The 22,460-nt window shown below is 75.7% G+C and carries 3 protein-coding genes; all 3 read right to left on the bottom strand.

From position 1 onward, the window contains the following. Positions 1 to 6: 6 nt before the first annotated feature. The gene (locus tag A8713_RS34475) at positions 7 to 3,909 is read right to left on the bottom strand and encodes a type I polyketide synthase (RefSeq protein ID WP_237305581.1); all 3,903 of its coding nucleotides are present in this window, start codon (positions 3,907 to 3,909) and stop codon (positions 7 to 9) included. A 134-nt stretch (positions 3,910 to 4,043) separates the two neighbouring features. Beyond that, complete coding sequence (locus A8713_RS34470) at positions 4,044 to 10,424, bottom strand: type I polyketide synthase (protein ID WP_173860920.1); 6,381 nt, start codon at positions 10,422 to 10,424, stop codon at positions 4,044 to 4,046. 76 nt (positions 10,425 to 10,500) lie between these two features. Further along, positions 10,501 to 22,446 carry a type I polyketide synthase gene (locus A8713_RS28275; protein ID WP_064536498.1) on the bottom strand — a complete coding sequence of 3,982 codons (11,946 nt, stop codon included), beginning with the start codon at positions 22,444 to 22,446 and terminating at the stop codon, positions 10,501 to 10,503. Positions 22,447 to 22,460: the final 14 nt, after the last annotated feature.

The following is a 22,460-nucleotide window of genomic DNA, read 5'->3' as shown; positions in this document are numbered from 1 at the left end:
TGTCGGTCAGTCACGTTCGCCGCCCAGGGCCATCCGGACGAGTTCGTCGACGGCCATGCCCTCGATGTCGTCGGCGGCGGGAGCCGGTGCCTCCGGCCGGCCGGCGAGGTCCAGGAGCGCGTCGAGGAGGCCGGCCCGGCGCAGTGCGGCGGGTGGGATCGCGGCGAGCAGGGAGCTGATCTCGCGGTCCTCGCGGTCCGTCCCGGCCGCCGCCCCGGCGGCCTTCCCGGTGGCGGCGGGGCCGCCCGGCCCGTCGGGTACCAGGCGCCCGGCGAGGTAGGCGGCGACGGCGGCCGGGGTGGGGTGGTCGAAGACCAGGGTCGCGGGCAGCCTGCGACCGGTGGCGGCGCCGAGCCGGTTGCGGAGTTCGACGGAGGTGAGCGAGTCGAAGCCGAGATCCTTGAACGGCTGGTCCGGGTCGATGGTCCCGGCCGCGCCGTGACCGAGGATGTCGGCGCTCCGGCTCCGTACCAGGTCGAGCAGGGCGGCGACGCGTTCCTCCGGGGTGAGGCCGGCCAGCCGGCGGCGCAGCGAGTCCGCTGCGGCGGCGTCCGCCCCGGAGGCGGGGCGGCGTACGGTGCCGGGGACCAGGGCGGAGAGCAGGGCCGGTACGGGTGCGGTCCGGGCCGCCGTCCGGAGCCGGCCGAGGTCGATCTTGACCGGCACGAGCAGGGGTTCGTCCAGGGTGAGGGCCGCGTCGAACAGCGCCAGACCTTCTTCGCTGCCGATGGCCGCGGTGCCTGACCGGGACATGCGCCGCAGGTCGGCGGCGGTGAGCGTCCCGGTCATGGTGCTGCGGCGTGCCCACAGGCCCCAGGCGAGTGACTGGGCGGGCAGTCCCAGGGCCCGGCGGTGCTGGGCGAGGGCGTCGAGGAAGGCGTTGGCGGCCGCGTAGTTGCCCTGGCCGGCGTTGCCCACCGTGGCGGACGCGGAGGAGAACAGGACGAAGGCCGACAGCGGCAGATCACGGGTGAGGGCGTGCAGGTGGAGAGCCCCGTCGACCTTGGGCCGCAGTACGTGGCTCATCCGCGCGGGGGTGAGCGACTCGACCGTCCCGTCGTCCAGGACGCCGGCCGCGTGGACGACCGCGCTCAGCGGACGGTCCGCGGGGATGCCGGCGAGCAGGCCGGCGAGCGCGTCCCGGTCGGCGACGTCACATGCCGCCACGTCCACCCGGGCGCCGAGCCCGCGCAGTTCGGCGGCGAGGCCGGCCAGACCCGGGGCGTCCGCGCCGCGCCTGCCGACGAGCAGCAGGTTCCGTACGCCGTGCGCGGTCACGAGGTGCTGTGCCACCAGAGCGCCGAGCGCGCCGCCGGCCCCGGTGACGAGGACGGTTCCCCCGGGCGCGGCGACACCGGACGGCGGGTCCGGGTCCGGGTCCGGGTCCGTGCCCGGGACCGCGAGCGCGTTCGTGCCCGGCTTCGGGTCCGTGGTGACGATGGCCCTGGTGAGACGGGCGGCGAGGAGTTGTCCGTCGCGTATCGCCAGTTGGGGTTCCGTTCCGGCCAGTGCCCGGGGCAGCAGGCCGGTCACGGCGGCCGGGTCGTCGGTGTCGATCAGCAGGAAGCGGTCCGGGTGCTCGGACTGGGCGGAGCGGACGAGACCGCGGACCGCTGCGCCGGTGAGATCGGTGACCTCCTCACCGGCTGCCGTGGAGACCGCCCCCCGGGTGACGAGCACGAGCCGGGTGCCGTCGTCCCACCGCGGGTCGGCCAGCCAGTCCTGGACGAGCCGCAGGGCGTCCTCCAGCGCGGTGTGCACGGATGCGGCGTCGGGCGGGCCCGGCGGGTGCGGGGTGTGGTCGCACCAGGCCAGCACCGCGGCGGGCGGCGGCGCTCCCCCGTCCAGCGCGGCACCGAGCGCGGCCAGGTCCGGATGGCTGTCCGGGAAGAGCTGCCGGCCGCCGAGGACGGCCCAGCGGCCGGGGGGACCGGCGGGTGCGGTGGCGGGCGCCGCCGACCACCGCACCCGGTAGAGGGATTCCGGGCCGCCCGCCGGGCGGAGGGCGTCGAGGTCGATCGGGCGGACGGCGAGCGCCTCGACCGACGCGACCGGGAGGCCGTTCCGGTCGGTCGCGTCGACCGACACCGAGCCGTCCGGCCGGAAACCGAGCCGTACCCTGAGCGCGGTGGCTCCGAAGGCGTGCAGCCTGACTCCGTTCCAGGAGAACGGCAGTCCGGCGGACGGCCGGTCCGGGTCCGGTCCGGTCTCCGGCTGAGCACGCAGGAACAGTCCCTGGAGGGCGCCGTCCAGGAGGGCGGGGTGCACGCCGAAGGCGGCGGCGGACCGGTGCTGGTCCTCGGGCAGGTGTACCTCGGTGAAGATCTCGTCACCTCGGCGCCAGGCACGGGTGAGCCCGCGGAAGGCGGTCCCGTAGCCGTAGCCGGAGGCGTGGAACCGCTCGTACAGGTCGTCGACGGGGACCGGGACGGCGCCGGGCGGCGGCCAGGAGCCGGCGTCGTCCGGCGCGGGCGCGGGCGACGGCTCGCGGGTCGTGGCGCCGGCGGTGAGTACGCCGGTGGCGTGCGCGGTCCACTGCGGGGTCGTCGCGTCCTCACGGCAGGAGAACAGGTCCAGGGAGCGGCTGCCGTGCGCGTCCGCGGCACCGATCCGTACTTGCAGGCGGACGGCGGCGTCGGCGGGTATCAACAGCGGTGCCTGGAGCGTCAGTTCCTCCACCGTGTGGCATCCGGCCTCGTCCGCGGCGCGTACGGCGAGTTCCGCGAAGGCCGCACCGGGCAGCAGGACCGTACCGGCCACGGCGTGGTCGGCGAGCCAGGGGTGGGTACGCAGCGACACCCGGCCGCTGAGCAGCAGTTCACCCGTGTCGGCCAGCTCGACGGCCGCTCCGAGGACGGGGTGATCGGCCGGATCGAGCCCGGCCGCTCCCACATCGGCCGCCGTGACGGGCGCCGGCTCGGGCCAGTAGCGGCTGCGCTGGAAGGCGTACGTCGGCAACTCCACCCGCCGCGCCCCCGGGAACACCCCCGACCAGTCCACTCCTAGTCCCCGCTCCCACGCACGGCCCACCGCACGCAACACCTGCTCCAGGCCACCCTCCCCGCGCCGCAACGTCCCCAGCACCGCCGCGTCCGCACCAGCCGCCTCCACCGACTCCCCCACCGCCACACCCAGCACCGGATGCGGGCTGGCCTCCACGAAGAACCGGAAACCCTCCCCCAACAGCGACTCCGTCGCCCGCCCGAACTCCACCGTCTCCCGCAGATTCCGGAACCAGTACCCGGCATCCAAAGACCCCGTGTCCAGCCAGCCACCCGTCACCGTCGAGAAGAACGGCACCACACCCGAAACAGGCACGATGCCTGCCAGATCGGCAAGCAACCGCTCCCGGATCTCCTCCACATGCGAGGAATGCGACGCGTAATCCACCTCGATCAACCGCGCCCGCACACCCTCCCCGACCAACCCCTCCACCAACGCCGAGACCGCGTCCGCGTCACCCGAAACCACCGACGACGACGGCCCGTTCACCGCCGCCACCGACAACCGCCCACCCCACGAGGCGATACGCTCCCGCACCACATCCACCGGCAACGGCACCGACGCCATACCACCGCGGCCCGCCAACGCCCCCACCGCACGAGAACGCAACGCGACCACCCGCGCCCCGTCCTCCAGACTCAGACCACCCGCCACACACGCAGCCGCGATCTCCCCCTGCGAGTGACCCACCACCGCATCAGGAACCACACCGAACGAACCCCACACCCCCGCCAACGACACCATCACCGCCCACAACACCGGCTGCACCACATCAACCCGCCCCAGCAACCCCTCCGAACCCAGCGCCTCCCCCAACGACCAATCCACATAAGGCGCCAGAGCCCGCCCACACTCCGCCATCCGCCCCGCAAAAACCCCCGACTCACCCAACAGCCCCGCAGCCATCCCCACCCACTGCGAACCCTGACCCGGAAACACCAACACCGAACGACCGTCGACCGGGCGACCGCCGTCCCACGCTTCCGAGTCCTCGTCGGCCATCTGCCCCAGCAGGGCGTGGAGTTGGTCCCGGTCTCCGATCAGTGCCTTCCGGTACTCGAAGGCGGTGCGTGCGTGCAGGGCCGCCCCGATGTCACGCGGGTCGGGTGCGGGGCCGCCGTCCAGGTGGCGGCGTAGGCGGTCGGCCTGGGCGCGCAGTGCCCGCGGGCTCTTCGCCGACAGCAGCCAGGGCACCGCCGGCAGAGGGGTGCGCTCGGCCGTCGGGGCGTCGTCTTCGAGGGGGTGTGTTCGAGGATGGTGTGGACGTTGGTGCCGCTCAGGCCGAAGGAGGACACTCCGGCCCGGAAGGCGCGACCGTGGGACGGCCAGGGCCGCTGCTCGGTCGCGAGGGCCAGCGCTCCGCGTGTCCAGTCGACGTGACCGGAGGGCCTGCCGACGTGCAGGGTGCGGGGCACCTGCGCGTGCCGCATGGACAGCACCGTCTTGATGACCCCTGCCACCCCCGAAGCCGCCTGGGCGTGGCCGAGGTTGGACTTGAGGGAGCCGACCAGCAGGGGCCGGTCGGCGGGCCGGTCCTGGCCGTACGTGGCCAGCAGCGCCTGGGCCTCGATGGGGTCGCCGAGGGCGGTGCCGGTGCCGTGCGCCTCCACCACGTCCACCTCGGAGGGGGTCAGCCCCGCGTCCGCCAACGCCGCACGGATCACCCGCTGCTGCGACGGCCCGTTGGGGGCGGAGAGGCCGTTGCTCGCGCCGTCCTGGTTGACGGCCGAGCCGCGTACCACCGCCAGTACCGGATGTCCGTTGCGGCGGGCGTCCGACAGCCGCTCCAGCAGCAGGACGCCGACCCCTTCGCCCATGCCCATGCCGTCCGCGTCGTCCGAGAACGCCTTGCAGCGGCCGTCCTCGGCGAGTCCCCGCTGCCGGGAGAAGCTGATGAGGGCGCCGGGGGTCGCCATCACGGCGACGCCGCCGACCAGCGCGAGGGAGCAGTCGCCGCCGCGCAGCGCCCGGCCGGCGAGGTGCAGGGCGACGAGTGAGGAGGAGCAGGCCGTGTCGATGGTCACCGCGGGGCCTTCGAGGCCCAGGGTGTAGGCGACCCGGCCGGACACGACGCTGGGTGCGCTGCCGGTGAGCAGGTGGCCGTCCCCCTCCTCCGACCGGGCGACGACGGCCGCGTAGTCGGCGTAGTTGACGCCGGTGAACACTCCGGTGCGGCTGCCGCGCAGGGTGACCGGGTCGATGGCCGCGCGCTCGATCGCCTCCCAGGTGGTCTCCAGGAGCAGCCGCTGCTGCGGGTCCATGGCCAGGGCCTCGCGCGGCGAGATGCCGAAGAACTCCGCGTCGAAGTCGGCCGCGTCGTGGAGGAAGCCGCCCCGCCGGGTCGTCGAGGTGCCGGGGTGGTCGGGGTCGGGGTCGTAGAGGGCTTCGATGTCCCAGCCCCGGTCGGTGGGGAGGTCCGAGACGGCGTCGCCGCCGTCGGCGAGCAGGCGCCACAGGTCTTCGGGGGTGCCGATGCCGCCGGGGAAGCGGCAGGCCATGGACACGATCGCGATCGGCTCGTCGTCGGGCCCGGGTGGATGCGCGGCGGCGTCCTGGCCGGAGCGGTCCGGGTCGAGGGGGCGCTGCTCGGTGGCCTGCCGGCCGAACAGTGCGGTGCGGATCTCCTTGGCGAGCGCGGTGGAGGACGGGTGGTCGAAGATCAGGGTGGAGGGCAGCCGCAGTCCGGTGGCGGTGTTGAGCCGGTTGCGGAGTTCGACCGCGGTGAGGGAGGCGAAGCCCATGTCCTGGAAGGCCCTGCCGGGCCGGATCGCGTCCACCGTGGCATGGCCGAGGACGGCTGCGGCGTGGGTGCGGACCAGGTCGAGCAGCAGGCGGTGCTGTTCGGACTCGCCGAGGGCGGCGAGCCGCCCGCGCAGCAGTGCGGCGGCGGGTGCCTCCGGGTCTCCGGTCGCGGCCTCCAGAGCGCGGCGGGCTTCGGGGATCCCGGTGAGCAGCGGGCTGGGGCGGGTGGAGGTGAAGACGGCGGCGAACCGCTCCCAGTCGACGTCGGCGACGGCGAGTTGGGTCTCGTCGTCGTCCAGTGCCTGGCGCAGGGCGTGGACGGCGAGGTCGGGGGCGATCCGGGGCAGACCGTGCTGCTCCAGTTTGAACAGGTCGGCGTCCTCTCCGGCGGTGCGGTCCTGCCAGGGGTTCTCGGCCTGCCAGATGCCCCAGTCGATGGTGGTGGCGGTGAGGCCGCGGGCCCGGCGGTGCTGGGCCAGGGCGCCGAGGTAGGCGTTGGCCGCGGCGTAGGCACCGTGGTCGCCGCTGCCCCAGACCCCGGCGATCGAGGAGAACAGGACGAAGGCATCGAGTTCGCGGTCGAGCAGGGCGTCGAGGTGTTCGGCTCCGGCGGCCTTGGCGGCGACGATCTGCTCGAACGCGGACATCGGTGTGCCGTCCAGGGGGGCGAGCGCGACGAAGGCGGCCGCGTGGACGACCGCGGTGACCGGGTCGCCCGCCGTCTCCAGGCCGGTGAGCAGCGCCGCTACGGCCTGACGGTCCGCCAGATCGCAGACGGGCAGGGTCAGTCGTACGCCGAGGGCGGCCAGTTCCGCGGTGAGTTCGGCTGCGCCGGGTGCCTGCGGCCCTCGGCGGCCGGGCAGGACGAGGTGGGTGGCGCCGCCGCGGGCCAGCCAGCGGGCGAGGTGCGGGCCGACGGCTCCGGTGCCGCCGGTCAGCAGGACGGTGCCGCGGGGCTTCCAGTGCCGTACAGGGCTGTCACTCCGGGGGGCGCGCCGGAGGCGGCGGGCCAGAATGCCGGTGGGGCGCAGGGCGAGCTGGTCCTCGCGGCCGGCGCCGTCCGTGCCGGGTCCGGAGGCCGTCAGTACGGCGGCGAGCCGGGCCCTGGCGCGGGCGTCGAGGTCCGGCGGCAGGTCGATGAGTCCACCCCAGCGGGCGGACAGCTCCAGCGCGGCCACCAGTCCGGTGCCCCAGACCAGTGCCTGACGGGGGTGGGTGACCGGGTCGTCCGGGCCCGTGGACACGGCCCCGTCGGTGGCGCACCACAGCGGTGCCGTGAGGGCGAGGTCGCCCAGGGCCTGCACCAGGGCGACGGTGAGTGCCGTCCCGGTGGGCAGGGCCGGGTGGTCGGGGTGGGGCCGGTCGGCGGCGGCCAGCAGCGACAGCACGCCCGTCGGGACGAGGTCGCCGAGCGCGGTGGTGAGCGTGTCCGCGAGGTCCGTGCGGCGGACGGCGTCGGAGGTGAGTTCCGCCGTGACGACGGTGGCGCCCGCTTCGGCGAGGGCGAGCAGCGGACCCCGCACCCGTGTCTCGTCGTGTCCGGCGGGCAGGACGACGAGCCAGGTGCCGGCGGCGGGGACGGCGGCCGGCGGGTCGGGCAGGGGCTGCCAGCCGATGCGGTAGCGCCAGGAGTCGATGACGCTCTCGTCGCGCCGCTGTGCGCGCCAGTCGCGCAGGGCCGGCAGCAGGGGGGTGAGGGCGTCCTCGTCGACGGCGAGGCGGGCGGCGATCTCGGCCGGGGCGTCGTGGTCGACCATGTGCCAGAAGGCCGTGTCGTGCGGGTCGGCGGCGGCCGGTCCGGTGCCGGGCGCCGCCTCCGGCTCCAGCCAGTAGCGCCGCAGCTGGAAGGGGTAGGCGGGCAGGGCGGTCGGGCGGGCGCCGGTGCCGGCGTACACCGCGGACCAGTCGACGGCCGCGCCCGCCACCCACAGTTCGGCGGCCGAGCGCAGGGCCCGGCGCGGTCCGCCGTCGTCGCGGCGCAGGGTGCCGACGACCACGGGCGGCTCCGCGGCGCCGGCGGCCTCGGCGGTGTCCTGGAGGGCCATGGTCAGCACCGGGTGCGGCGACACCTCGACGAAGACCTCGTGGCCCTGCCCGATCAGGGAGCGTACGGCCGCGTCGAAGCGGACGGTCCCGCGGAGGTTGCGGTACCAGTAGTCGGCGTCCATGGCCGTGGTGTCGAGCCGGTCGCCGGTGACGGTGGAGAACAGCGGTGTCCGGGCCGGGAGCGGGCGTATCCCGGCCAGCGCTGTCAGCACCTCGGACCTGATCCGTTCGACCTGGGCCGAGTGCGAGGCGTAGTCCACGGGCACGGACCGGGCCCGTAAGCCCCGTGCGGCGCAGTGGGCGAGCAGTTCGGCCAGGGCCCGGGTCTCCCCCGAGACCACCACGGCGGCGGGCCCGTTGACGGCGGCCACCGACAGCTTCTCGGCCCAGGGGGCGATCTCGGCGCGTACCTCGTCCTCGGGCAGGGACACCGCGACCATGCCGCCGAGTCCGGCCAGCGCCCGGATGGCCCGGCTGCGCAGGGCGACCACCTTCGCGCCGTCGTCCAGACTCAGCGCTCCCGCCACCACGGCGGCGGCGATCTCTCCCTGGCTGTGCCCGACCACGGCGTCGGGCCGGACGCCCCAGGACTCCCAGTGCGCGGCCAGGGACACCATCACCGCCCACAGCACCGGCTGCACCACGTCCACCCGTTCCAGGGAGGGTGCCCCGGGCGCGCCCTCCAGCACGGCGGGGAGCCGCCAGTCGACATGGGCGGAGAGGGCGGCGTCGCAGGCGGCGAGGCTGTTCCGGAAGGCGGGACTGGCGGCGAGCAGGTCCCGTGCCATTCCGGCCCACTGGGAGCCCTGGCCGGGGAACACCAGGGCCGTCCGGCCCTCGACGACCCGGCCGGTGCCCGTGACGACGTCAGCGGGCGTGGCCGGGGCGGAAGCCAGGTCCGGGGCGGGAGCCGGGGCGGGAGCCGGGGCGGTGGGGAGGAGGCCCGTGCCGCCCGGTCCGGACAGGGCGGCGAGCCCGTTCAGCAGTGCCTGGTGCCCGTCGCCGATCACCACGGCCCGGTGTTCGAAGGCGGACCGGGTGGTCGCCAGCGAGAACCCGATGTCGGCCGGCCGTGCGGGCGCGTCCGCGGCGAGCCGGGCGCGCAGCCGGGCCGCTTGGTCCCCGAGCGCGGACGCGGTGCGGCCGGACAGCACCCAGGCCGACACTGCCCCGGGCGCGTCCGCGGGATCCGCCGACGGCCCGGCCGCGGGCACCGCACCGGTTCCCGCGCTCGGCCCGGCCGCGGTGTCCGGCCCGTCGGCCGGTTCCGGCTCCGGTGCCTGTTCGAGGACGACGTGCGCGTTGGTGCCGCTCATGCCGAACGAGGACACCCCCGCCCGGCGCGGCCGGTCGACGGCGGGCCAGTCGCGGGCCTCGGTGAGGAGCCGGACGGCGCCCGAGGACCAGTCGGCGTGTGGAGTGGGCGAGTCCACGTGCAGGGTGCGCGGCAGGGCACCGTGCCGCAGCGCGAGGACCGTCTTGATGACCCCGGCGACTCCGGCGGCGGCCTGGGTGTGCCCGATGTTCGACTTCAGCGACCCCAGCCACAACGGCCGGTCGGCCGGCCGGTCCTGGCCGTAGGTGGCCAGCAGCGCGTCGGCCTCGATGGGGTCGCCGAGGACGGTGCCGGTGCCGTGCGCCTCCACCGCGTCCACCTCGGACGCGGTCACGCCCGCGTCGGCGAGCGCCGCCTGGATCACGCGTTGCTGGGAGGGGCCGTTGGGGGCGGTCAGGCCGTTGCTCGCGCCGTCCTGGTTGATCGCCGAGCCGCGCAGCACGGCCAGCACCGGGTGGCCGTTGCGACGCGCCTCCGACAGCCGCTCCAGCAGCAGCATCCCCACGCCCTCGCCCCAGCCGGTGCCGTCCGCGGCCGCCGCGAATGGCTTGCAGCGGCCGTCGGGAGACATTGCGCCCTGTCGGCTGAACTCGACGAACACCGCGGGCAGCGCCATCACGCTGACACCACCGGCGAGCGCGAGCGAGCACTCACCGGCCCGCAGGGCCCGCGCCGCGAGGTGCAGCGCCACCAGCGAGGCCGAACAGGCGGTGTCCACGGTGACGGCGGGGCCTTCGAGACCGAGCGCGTAGGACACCCGCCCGGACACCACGCTCATCGAGTTCCCCGTCATCAGGAACCCCTGGACGGCTTCGGCGGCGCCGGAGCCCAGCGTCGCGTACCCCTGGTCGATGGCCGCGGCGTACACCCCGGTGCGGCTGCCCCGCAGGGTGAGCGGGTCGATGCCGGCCTGCTCGACGGCCTCCCACGCGGTCATCAGCAGGAGCCGCTGCTGCGGGTCCATCGCGACCGCCTCGCGCGGCGAGATGCCGAAGAACTCCGGGTCGAAGTCCGCCGCGCCGTCCAGGAACGCCCCCTGTCCCGGAACCGTGCCGCCGGACGGCCAGACGGTCTCCCAGCCCCGGTCGCCGGGGACGCCCGCTACGGTGTCGCGGCCTTCGGCGAGCAGTTCCCACAGGTCTTCCGGGGTGCGGACACCGCCGGGGAAGCGGCAGGCCATGGACACGATCGCGATGGGCTCGCTCGTGCGGGCCTCGGCCTCCCGCAGCCGCTGCCGGGTGTTCCGCAGATCGATGGTCACCCGGTTGAGGTAGTCACGCATCCTCTGGTCGCTCACTGGACACCGCTGCTTTCGTCTCGGGCTGCTCGGGTCTCGTCTCGGGATACGCGGGATACGCGGACCGGTGCCCTGGTCACGCGGACCCCAACTGCCGGTCGATGTAGTCGAACACCTCGTCGTCGCTGGCCGCCTCGATCAGCTCGGGGGCCAGGTCGTCCGCGTCGTCCACGCCGTCCACGCCGTCCGTGGGGCGGACGGCGGTGTCCGGCGTCCCGCCGGGCAGCGAGCGGGCCAGCACCTCCCGTATCCGGGCCGCGAGTTCGTCGCTGACGCCGCCCGGCGGCAGAGCGTCGAGCAGGGTCTCCAGGGTGTCGAGCCCGGCCCGGACCGCCGCGTCGCCCGTCGGGCGGGCGGCGGTGGCCCGCTCGGCGAGGTGGCGCGCCAGCGCCTCAGGGGTGGGATGGTCGAAGACGAGCGCGGCCGGCAGCCGCAGCCCGGTCGACGAGGCCAGCCGGTTGCGCAGTTCGACCCCGGTGAGGGAGTCGAAGCCGACGTCCTTGAACGGGCGGGCCGGGCGGATCAGGTCGGGCGAACTGTGGCCGAGCACCGCCGCCGCGGTGCCGCGCACCAGGTCGAGCAGGGTCCGGTGCAGCTCGGCCTCGGGCAGCTCGGCGAGCTGCCGCGCCATCGAGCGGGCCGGTTCCGCGGCGGGGGCGGCGCCGGTGCGGGCGGGGCGGACCAGGCCGCGGAGCACGGCGGGCAGCCGATCGTCCGCCCTCAGCACGGACGGGGCGATCCTGGCCGCGAGCCGGTAGGCGTACGGGGAGCCGAGCGCCGCGTCGAACAGGGCGAGGCCCTCCGCCGAGGTCAGCGCGCCCGCCCCCGCGCCCCGGCCCGAGGTGACCGCGGCGGTCATCTCGCTGCGCTCCTCCCACAGGCCCCACCCGATGGACAGGCCGGGCAGCCCTTCGTTCCGGCGTTCGGCGGCGAGGGCGTCGAGGACCGCGTTGGCGGCGGCGTAGTTCGCCTGTCCGGCCGCGCCGAACTGGGCGGCGCCCGAGGAGAAGAGGACCAGCGCCGCGAGGTCGAGGTCCCGGGTGAGTTCGTGCAGGGCCAGCGCCGCGTCCGCCTTGGGCCGCAGGACGCGGTCGAGCCGGTCCGGGGTCAGCCCGGCGATCGTGGCGTCGTCCAGGACACCGGCCGCGTGGACGACGGCGGTGAGCGGGTACGCGGCGGGCACCGACCCGAGCAGGGCGGCGAGCGCGGCGCGGTCGGCGACGTCGCAGGCGGCGACGGTCACCGACGCCCCGAGCCCGGTCAGTTCCCGCACCAGCTCCGGCATTCCGTCGGCGGAGCCGCCCCGGCGGCCGGCCAGCAGCAGGTGCCGGGCGCCGTGCGCGACGACCAGGTGCCGGGCCAGGAGCCGGCCCAGGGTGCCGGTGCCCCCGGTGACCAGGACGGTCCCCTCGGGGTCCGGCGGAGCGGGCAGCAGCAGGACGTTCTTGCCGACGCCCCGGGCCTGGCCGAGCGAGCGCAGGGCGGCCGGGGCCTGCCGGACGTCCCAGCCGGTGACGGGCAGGGGACGCAGCGCTCCCTGCCCGAACAGGCGCAGGACGTCGGCAAGCATCTCGCCGATGCGCTCCGGACCGGCCTCCATCAGGTCGAACGCCCGGTAGCGCACTCCGGGGTGCTGCCGGGCGACCGTCCCGGGGTCGCGGACGTCGGTCTTGCCCAGCTCCACGAACCGGCCGCCGTTCGGCAGCAGCCGCAGACCGGCGTCGACGAACTCCCTTGCCAGGCTGTCGAGTACGACGTCCACGCCCCGCCCGCCGGTGGCCGTCAGGAACTTCTCGGCGAAGTCGGTGGTCCGGGTCGAGGCGATGTGCGCGTCGTCCAGTCCGCCGGCCCGCAGGACGTCCCACTTGGCGGGGGAGGCCGTCGCGAACACCCGCGCGCCGGCCTGCCGGGCAAGCTGCACCGCCGCCATGCCGACGCCGCCGGCTCCGGCGTGGACCAGGACCGATTCCCCGCGCCGCAGTCCCCCGAGATCGAACAGGCTGTAGTAGGCGGTGAGGAACACCACCGGCACGGATGCGGCGCGGGCGAAGGACCAGCCCGCCGGTATCCGGGCGACGGTACGGCGGTCGGCGACGGCGGTCGGGCCGAACGCGCCTCCGAAGATCCCCATCACCCGGTCCCCGGGCGCCAGGTCGTCCACCCCCGGGCCCACCTCGACGACGGTCCCGGCGCCCTCGCTGCCCAGGCCCTGCTGCTCGTGGTCGGGGTCCAGGCCGAGCGCGGCGATGACGTCGTGGAAGTTCAGCCCGGCGGCGCGCACCGCGATCCGTACCTCGCCCTTGCCCAGCGGGGCGAGAACCTCGGGAGCGGGCTCCGCCGTGATGTCCTCCGGAGAGCCCCGGCCGTCGGTGGTGAGCCGCCAGGCGGCGCCGTCCGGCAGGGACAGCGTGCCGTCCGCCCGTCCGCCGCGGACCAGCCGCGGCAGCAGCGGCGGGCCGGTCCGCAGCGCCAGCTCGGGCTCCCCTGCGGCGAGCGCCGCGGACAGGGTGTCCGCCGGCTCGCCGGTCCCGGCCGCGTCGATGAGGACGAAGCGCCCGGGGTGCTCGGCCCGCGCGCTGCGCACCAGGCCCCACAGGGCGGCCTGGGCGGGATCGACGGGACGGTCGGCCGGGCCGGTACGGACCGCGTCCCTGGTGAGCACGGCCAGCCTGGCCGCGGCGAACCGCTCGTCGGCCAGCCACTGCTGTACGAGGGCGAGGCCCTGGTGCGCGGTGGCGCGGACCCGGTCGGCGGAGTCGGGCAGGTCGGCGGTGGCGACGGCCGCCACGATCACCTCGGGAAGGGCGTCGCCCGCCCCGAGGGCGGCTCCCAGGGCGTCGAGGTCCTGCCATGACACCGCGCCGGGGACGGTACCGCCGAGGGCGCCCCAGGTGGGCACGGCGCTGTCGGCCGGCTCGGTGACCGGGGTCCAGTCGAGGCGGTACAGCAGGTCGGCGTGGGCGGTCGCGGAGAGCGGCCCGCCCTCGGCCGGGGGCCGCAGCAGCAGGGACTCCACGGCGAGCACCCGCCGGCCGGACAGGTCGTGGGCGTCCAGGGTCACGGCGTCCGGCGCGTCGGCGGCGAGCCGTACGCGCAGCGTGGTGGCCCCGGTGATCCCGCTGGTGACACCGTTCCAGCTGAAGGGCAACCGGGCCCGGCCGTCCTGGTCGGGCAGCAGCGCGGCGCTCTGGAGGGCCGCGTCCAGCAGCGCGGGGTGCAGCACGCATCCGGCGGCGTCGGCGTGCTGCCGCTCCGGCAGCACCACCTCGGCGAACACCTCGCCGCCCCGGAGCCACGCGGCACGGATGCCCCGGAAGGCGGGTCCGTAGTGGTGGCCGGCCCCGGCGAAGCGCTCGTAGAGGTCGCCGGTGTCCACGGGTTCGGCACCGGACGGCGGCCAGCTCAGCAGACCGGGCGCGGCCCCGGCCGGGTCCCCGGCGGGCCGGGGTGCCAGGGTGCCGGTGGCGTGCTCGGTCCAGGGCGCGTCGGCGTCCCGTGCCGTACGGGCGAACACGCTGAGCCTCCGGCGACCGTCGCCGTCGGGCGCGGCGACCCGGAGCTGGAGGTGGACGGCGCCCTCGTCCGGGAGTACGAGCGCCGCTCCGAGGGTGAGCTCCTCGACCACCGGGCAGTCCGCCTCGGCCCCGGCGCGCAGCGCGAGTTCGAGGAAGGCCGTGCCGGGGAGGAGGACGGCGCCCGACACCGCGTGGTCGGCGAGCCAGGGGTGGGTACGCAGCGAGATCCGGCCGCTGAGCAGCAGCTCATCGGAGTCCGCGATCCGCGTCGCCGCACCGAGCAGCGGGTGCCCGGTGGTGGCGAGCCCCGCCGAGGCGACGTCCCAGCTCGTGGTCGGAACGTCGAGCCAGTAGCGGCTGCGCTGGAAGGCGTACGTCGGCAACTCCACCCGCCGCGCCCCCGGGAACACCCCCGACCAGTCCACCCCCAAACCCCGTTCCCACGCACGGCCCACCGCACGCAGCACCTGCTCCAGGCCACCCTCCCCGCGCCGCAACGTCCCCAGCACCGCCGCGTCCGCACCAGCCGCCTCCGCCGACTCCCCGACCGCCACACCCAGCACCGGATGCGGACCGGCCTCGACGAAGAACCGGAAACCCTCCCCCAACAGCGACTCCGTCGCCCTCCCGAACTCCACCGTCTCCCGCAGATTCCGGAACCAGTACCCGGCGTCCAAAGACCCCGTGTCCAGCCAGCCACCCGTCACCGTCGAGAAGAACGGCACCACACCCGAAACAGGCACGATGCCTGCCAGATCGGCAAGCAACCGCTCCCGGGTCTCCTCCACATGCGAGGAATGCGACGCGTAATCCACCTCGATCAACCGCGCACGCACACCCCCACCCACCAACCCCTCCACCAGTGCCGCCACCGCGTCCGCGTCACCCGAAACCACCGTCGAGGACGGGCCGTTGACCGCCGCCACCGACAACCGGCCGCCCCACTTCTCCAGACGCCCACGCACCTCCCCCACCGGCAACGGCACCGACGCCATACCACCGCGGCCCGCCAACGCCCCCACCGCACGAGAACGCAGAGCCACCACCCGCGCCCCGTCCTCCAGACTCAGACCACCCGCCACACAAGCGGCCGCGATCTCCCCCTGCGAGTGGCCCACCACCGCGTCCGGAACCACACCGAACGAACCCCACACCTCCGCCAACGACACCATCACCGCCCACAACACCGGCTGCACCACATCGACCCGCGCCAGCAGCCGCTCCGACCCCAGCGCCTCCCCCAACGACCAGTCGACGTAAGGCTCCAGAGCCCGCCCGCACTCCGCCATCCGCCCCGCGAAGACCCCCGACTCACCCAACAGCCCCGCAGCCATCCCCACCCACTGCGAACCCTGACCCGGAAACACCAACACCGAACGGCCGGAGACCAACCCGCCACCGGACGCGGCAGCACCCTGTGACAGCGCGGTCAGGTGCTCGGCGAGGTTCTTCTCCGTGCCCACCAGCACCGCGCGGTGTCCCAGCGCGCTGCGGCCCGTGGCCAGGGAGAAGGCCACGTCCGCCGCGCGGACGCCCGATCCGTCTCCGAGCCGGGCCGACAGCGCCGCGGCCTGGGCGCGCAGCGCCTCCGGAGTGCGCGCCGAGAGGAGCAGGGGGACGGCGGCGGGTACGGTCTGCGGTGTCCCGGGTTCGCCGACGGGCCGTTCTGCGGCGGCTGTCGGGGCGTCCGGGGCCTGTTCGAGGATGACGTGGGCGTTGGTGCCGCTGACGCCGAAGGCGGACACACCCGCCCGGCGCGGACGGCCCGTGTCGTCCCAGGCGCGGGCCTCCGTCAGCAGCCGGCCGGCCCCCGCCGACCAGTCCACCTCCGGCGTCGGACCGTCCACATGCAGCGTCTTCGGCATCACCCCGTGCCGCAGGGCGAGCACCGACTTGATGACCCCTGCTACACCGGCGGCCGCCGAGGTGTGTCCGATGTTGGACTTCAGCGAGCCGATCCACACCGGACGGTCACCGGGCCGGTCCTGGCCGTACGTCGCCAGCAGCGCCCGCGCCTCGATCGGATCACCCAGCCTGGTCCCCGTACCGTGCGCCTCCACCACGTCCACATCCGACGCCGTCAGCCCCGCGTCCGCCAACGCCGCGCGGATCACCCGCCCCTGCGACGGACCACTGGGCGCCGTCAGGCCGTTGCTCGCACCGTCCTGGTTCGTCGCCGAACCACGGACGACGGCCAGCACCGGATGCCCGTTGCGCCGGGCGTCCGACAACCGCTCGACCAACAGCATTCCCACGCCCTCCCCGAAGGCGGTGCCGTCGGCCGCCGCGGCGAAGGACTTGCAGCGGCCGTCCGGGGCCAGACCGCCCTGTCGGCTGAACTCCACGAACAGTTCGGGACTGCACATCACGTTGACGCCGCCGGCCAGGGCCAGCGAGCATTCGCCGGATCGCAGCGCCCGTACCGCGAGGTGCAGGGCCACCAGCGAGGACGAGCACGCCGTGTCCACGGTGACCGCGGGGCCTTCCAGGCCGAAGAAGTAGGCCAGGCGTCCGGAGACGATGCTTCCCGAGTTGCCGGTGCCGAGGAATCCTTCGACGTCCTCGGGAATGTAGGGCAGCAGCCGGGCGGCGTAGTCCTGCTGCATCAGGCCGACGTACGTGCCGACCGGGGCGCCGCGCAGGGTGGACGGGTCGATGGCCGCGCGCTCGAAGAGTTCCCAGGTGATCTCCAGGAGCAGCCGCTGCTGCGGGTCCATGGCCAGGGCCTCGCGCGGCGAGATGCCGAAGAACTCCGCGTCGAAGTCGGCCGCGTCGTGGAGGAAGCCGCCCTCACGGGTGATGGAGGTGCCGACGCGGTCGGGATCGGGGTCGTAGAGCGTGTCCAGGCTCCAGCCCCGGTCGGTGGGGAACCCGGAGATGCCGTCGCGGCCCTCGGCCAGCATCCGCCACAGCTCCTCGGGGGAGCGGACACCGCCGGGGAGGCGGCAGGCCGCGGAGACGATCGCGATCCGGTCGTCGTCCGCGTCCCCGTCCCGGCCGGCCAGCCTCGCGGGTACGGACGCGGGTGCGGAGGGGGTGGCGGCCGTTTCCGTGTCCGTGAGCCCGGCGCCCAGGAAGTCCGCGAGCGCCGCCGGGGTCGGGTGGTCGAACACCAGGCCGGTGGGCAGCCGCAGGCCGGTGGCGGTGTTCAGGCGGTTGCGCAGTTCCACCGAGGCCAGCGAGTCGAATCCCAGCTCGCGGAAGGCCCGTCCGGGGTCGAGGGTGTCCGGGGAGGTGTGGCCGAGGACGGCTGCCGCGTGGGTGCGGACGAGTTCGAGGAGCAGCCGGGTCCGTCCTCCGACGTCGAGGGCCGCGAGGCGCCGGCGCAGGGCGTTGTCGTCGGCCTCCGCGGCCGTGGCCGCCCGGCGCGGCGGTGTCCGCACCAGGCCGCGCAGCAGCGGCGGCAGGGTGCCGTCCGCGGCGGCGGACCGCAGGGCCGCGGTGTCGAGGCGCATCGGGACCAGGGTGGCCCGGTCCACGGTGAGGGCGGTGTCGAAGAGCGCGAGTCCCCGCTCGGTGGAGAGCGGCGGCATCCCGGACCGGGCGAGGCGTCGTACATCGTCCTCGGCCAGGTGTCCGGTGAGGGCGCTGGGCTGTTCCCACAGGGTCCAGGCCAGGGACTGGCCGGCCAGGCCCGCCGCCCGGCGCTGGACGGCGAGGGCGTCGAGGAAGGCGTTGGCGGCGGCGTAGTTGGCCTGTCCGGGGCCGCCGAAGGTGCCCGCGGCCGAGGAGAAGAGCACGAAGTGCGTGAGGTCGAGGTCGCGGGTCAGGTCGTGCAGGTGGAGGGCGGCATCGACCTTCGGGCGCAGTACGGCGTCCACGCGTTCGGGGGTGAGTGCGGTGACGACGCCGTCGTCGAGGGTGCCCGCGGTGTGGACCACGGCGGTCAGCGGGTGCGCGGACGGCAGGTCCGCGAGTACGGCGGCCAGGGCGGCCCGGTCGGCCGCGTCGCAGGCGACGACGGCGGTCTCGGCCCCCAGTGCGGCGAGTTCGGCCCGCAGTTCCCCGGCTCCGGCAGCGGCCGGGCCGCCGCGGGAGAGCAGCAGCAGGTGCCGGACGCCGTGTCCGGTGACCAGGCGGCGGGCGACGTGGGAGCCGAGCAGGCCGGTGCCGCCGGTGATGAGGACCGTGCCGTCCGGGTCGAAGGCCCGGAGGGGGCCGGCCGCCTCGTCCGGCTCGTCCGGCTCGTGCGCCTTGTCTGCGGGGGGCGGGTCGTCCCTGAGGGCCCGGACCAGCCGGGGTACGCGGACGTCGCCGCCGCGGACCGCGGACTCCGGTTCCCCCGAGGCGAGGGCCGCGGCGACGCCCGTGGAGGTGCCGTGCTCGTCGTCGGCGTCGAGGTCGAGCAGGGCGAAGCGCCCGGGGTGTTCGGACCGGGCCGAGCGGACCAGCCCCCAGAGCGCGCTGTGCGCGGGGTTGCGTACGTCCTCCCCCTCCCCGGCGCTGACCGCGCCCCGGGTGGCGAACACCAGGCGCGAGCCGGCGAAGCGGTCGTCGGCGAGCCAGGTCCGGACGTCGGCGAGGGCCTGGTGGACGGCCGCGTGGACCGCAGCGGCCGGTCCGGCCGCCGACGCGGGCTCCGCGCGGGTGAGCAGGACCGTGTCGGGCACCGGGGCTCCGGCGTCGACGGCGGCCAGCAGCGTGGCCAGGTCCGCGGCGCGGTGGACGGGCGCGCCGCTGCCGCGCGGGGGTGCGGTGACCCACTCCGTCGTGTGGAGGTCCCGGTGGCGGCGGCCCCGAGGAGCGCGGTCGGCGCCGAGGGCGAGGGTGCCGGCGGGCCGCAGGACCAGCGCGTCCACGGTCGCCACGGGGGCACCGGTCGCGTCGGCGACGGCGAGCGTCACCGCGTCGGGTCCGGCCGGGGCGAGCCGGACGCGGATCGCGCCGGCGCCGGTGGCATGCAGGGTCACGCCGTTCCAGGAGAACGGCAGCCGCCCCTCGGGGTGGGCGTCCGCACCGGGAGAGCCGGGCACGCCGGTGGCGTGCAGGGCCGCGTCCAGCAGGGCCGGGTGCAGGCCGAAGCGGGCGGCGTCGGGGGCGGGGACGACGGCCTCCGCGAACAGCTCGTCGCCGCGCCGCCAGGCCGCGTGCAGGCCCTGGAAGGCGGGGCCGTAGGAGAATCCGGCCGTCGCGAAGCGGTCGTACAGTCCGTCGAGGGCGAGGGGTTCGGCGCCGGGCGGCGGCCAGGGCGTCGGCCCGTCGGCCTCGGCGTCCTCCGCGCCGCCCGGGGCCAGGACGCCTTCGGCGTGCCTGGTCCACTCGTCGTCGGGGTCGCCGTCGGCGGGTGTGTCCGGCCGGGAGTGCAGGCTGAGCGGGCGGTGCCCCGCAGGGTCGGGGGCGCCCACGGTGAGGCGCAGCACGGTGCCGCCGTGCTCGGGCAGCACCAGGGGGGCTTCGAGGGTGAACTCCTCGACGCGGGGGCAGCCGACGCGGCCCCCGGCCTGGAGCGCGAGTTCCAGGAAGGCGGTGCCCGGGAGCAGTACCCGGCCGCCGACGGCGTGGTCGGCGAGCCACGGGTGGGTGCGGGCCGACAGGCGGCCGGTGAGGAGCAGGCCGTCGCTGTCGGCGAGGACCACGACGGCGCCCAGCAGAGGATGGTCCGCGGGGGCCAGTCCGGCGGCGGTGACGTCGGCGGCGGGCGCGGCGCCGTCCTCCAGCCAGTACCGGGCGCGCTGGAAGGCGTAGGTGGGCAGTTCCACCCGGCCGGGGCGGCGGCCGGCGAAGACGGTGTCCCAGTCCGGGGACACTCCGCGCAGGTGGAGTTCGGCCAGGGACTCGGTGAACCGGCGCGGGCCGCCGTCGTCGCGGCGCAGGGTGCCCACGGCGGTGGCGTCGGCGCCCGCGTCCTCGACGGTCTCCAGCATCCCGACGGTGAGGACCGGGTGCGGGCTGCTCTCCAGCAGGACCTGGTAGCCGTCGGCGAGCAGGGCGCGGGTGGCCTGTTCGAAGCGGACGGTCCGGCGCAGGTTCCGGTACCAGTAGTCGGCGTCCAGGACGGAGGTGTCCTCCAGCAGGGCGCCGCTGACCGTGGAGTAGAACGGGACTTCGGACGGGCGCGGGGCCACTCCGTCCAGCTGGGCGAGCAGTTCCGTCCGGATGTCCTCGACGTGGGCGCAGTGCGAGGCGTAGTCGACGGGGATGCGTCGGCTGCGGATGCCCAGGGCCGCCGTCCGGTCGAGGAACGCGTCGAGCGCGTCGGTGTCGCCGGAGACGACGGTGGAGGCGGGGCCGTTGACGGCGGCGACGGAGAGCCGGCCGTCCCAGGGGGCGAGGTGTCCGGCGACCTGTTCGGCGGACAGGGCCACCGAGGCCATGCCGCCGCGGCCGGACAGGGCGCGGATCGCCCGGCTGCGCAGGGCGACGATGCGTGCGGCGTCCTCCAGGGAGAGGGCGCCGGCGACGCACGCCGCGGCGATCTCGCCCTGCGAGTGGCCGATGACGGCGCCGGGGGTGATGCCGTGGGAGCGCCACAGTGCGGCCAGGGAGACCATGACGGCCCACAGCACCGGCTGCACCACGTCGACGCGTTCGGCCGGCGGGGTGCCCGGGGCGCCGCGCAGCACGGCGTCCAGGGACCAGTCGACGAAGGGGGTCAGGGCGCGCTCGCAGTCCGCGACGCGGGCGGCGAAGGCGGGGGCGGAGTCGAGGAGTTCGACGGCCATGCCGGGCCACTGGGACCCCTGTCCGGGGAACACCAGGGCGACCTGGCCGCCGGTTCCTGCGGTGCCGCGGACCAGGCCGGGGGCGGTGCGGCCGGCGGCCAGGGCGTCGAGGCCGGCCCGGAACTCGTCCGGGTGGGCGCCGATCAGGACCGCCCGGTGCTCGTGCGCGGCGCGGGTCGTCGCGAGGGCGTGGCCGACCTCGGCCGGGCCGGGTCCGGGGTGGGCGCCGAGGTGGTCGCGGAGCCGTGCGGCCTGGGCGCGCAGCGCTTCGGCGGTGCGTCCGGAGAGCACCCAGGGGAGGACGGGTGGCGGTGTGCCGTCCGGGTCCGGGGTGTGCCGGGCCGCGTCCCGGCCGGCGGGGGCGTCGGCGTCCTCGGGATCGGCCTGGGCTGCCTGGGCTGCCTGGGCTGCCGAAGCGGCCGGTTCCCCCTGCCCGGCGGGGGCTGCCGGGTCCCCGGGTTCGTCCGCCTGTTCCAGGACGACATGTCCGTTGGTGCCGCTGACGCCGAAGGAGGAGACCGCTGCCCGGCGCGGCCGTCCGGTCTCGGGCCAGGGGGTGTTCGCGGTGACCAGGCGTACCGCGCCCGCGGTCCAGTCGATCTGCGGGGACGGGTCCTGGGCGTGCAGGGTGGGCGGGACGGTGCCGTGCCGCAGGGCGAGGACGGTCTTGATGACGCCGCCGACACCGGCCGCCGCCTGGGTGTGCCCGATGTTGGACTTCAGCGAGCCGAGCAGCAGCGGCTGACCGTCCGCTCGGTCCTGCCCGTAGGTGGCCAGCAGGGCCTGGGCCTCGATGGGGTCGCCCAGCGGGGTGCCGGTGCCGTGCGCCTCGACCACGTCCACGTCGGCGGGGGTGAGTCCGGCGTTGGCCAGGGCGTGTCGGATGACGCGCTGCTGGGCGGGGCCGTTGGGGGCGGTGAGCCTGCTGCTGGCGCCGTCCTGGTTGACGGCGGTGCCGCGGATCAGCGCCAGGACCGGGTGGCCGTCGCGCCGGGCGTCGGAGAGGCGCTCCAGCAGGAGCATGCCGACGCCCTCGCCCCAGCCGGTGCCGTCGGCGGCGGCGGCGAAGGACTTGCAGCGGCCGTCCCGGGCCAGGCCGCCCTGGCGGCTCATCTCCACGAACGGGACGGGTGTCGACATGACCATCGCGCCCCCGGCCAGGGCCAGGGTGCAGTCGCCGGCCCGCAGGGCCTGGGCGGCGAGGTGGATGGCGACCAGCGAGGAGGAGCAAGCGGTGTCGATGCTGACCGCCGGGCCCTGCAGTCCGAAGGTGTAGGCGACGCGGCCCGAGGCGACGCTGTCGGAGCTGCCGCTGCCGACGTAGCCGGCCACGTCGTCGGGGACCTGGCGCAGCCGTACCGCGTAGTCCTGGTACATCACTCCGGCGAAGACACCGGTCCTGCTGCCCCGCAGGGTCGTGGGGTCGATGCCGGCCCGTTCGAACGCCTCCCAGGTGGTTTCCAGCAGGAGCCGCTGCTGCGGGTCCATCGCGAGCGCCTCGCGCGGGGAGATCCCGAAGAACCCGGGGTCGAAGTGCCCGACGTCGTCGAGGAAGCCGCCCAGGGCGGTGTGGCTGGTGCCCTCGCGCAGTTGTTCCGGGTCGTCCAGGTGGTCGAGGTCCCAGCCGCGGTCGCGGGGGAAGCCGGTAATGGCGTCGGTGCCGTCGGTGACCAGGCGCCACAGGTCCTCGGGGGACCGTACGCCGCCGGGGTAGCGGCAGCTCATCGCGACGACCGCGATGGGTTCGCGGCGCGCCTCCTCCGCCTCGGTCAGGCGCCGGCGGGTGCGGTGCAGGTCCGCCGTCACGCGCTTGAGGTAGTCCCTCAGCCTGTCGTCGTTCACCATCGGGAGCCGCCGTC

Origin of the sequence: Streptomyces sp. SAT1 (assembly GCF_001654495.1) — a bacterium.
GTDB lineage: Bacteria > Actinomycetota > Actinomycetes > Streptomycetales > Streptomycetaceae > Streptomyces > Streptomyces andamanensis.
The sequence above is the reverse complement of the archived record's forward strand: the minus strand, read 5'-3'. Positions and strand labels throughout refer to the sequence as shown.

Bases quoted from the DNA above. Each gene is read 5' to 3' on its own strand.
- A8713_RS34475 (WP_237305581.1), bottom strand. From the start codon at position 3,909: ATGGCTGCGGGGCTGTTGGGTGAGTCGGGGGTTTTTGCGGGGCGGATG.
- A8713_RS28275 (WP_064536498.1), bottom strand. From the start codon at position 22,446: ATGGTGAACGACGACAGGCTGAGGGACTACCTCAAGCGCGTGACGGCG.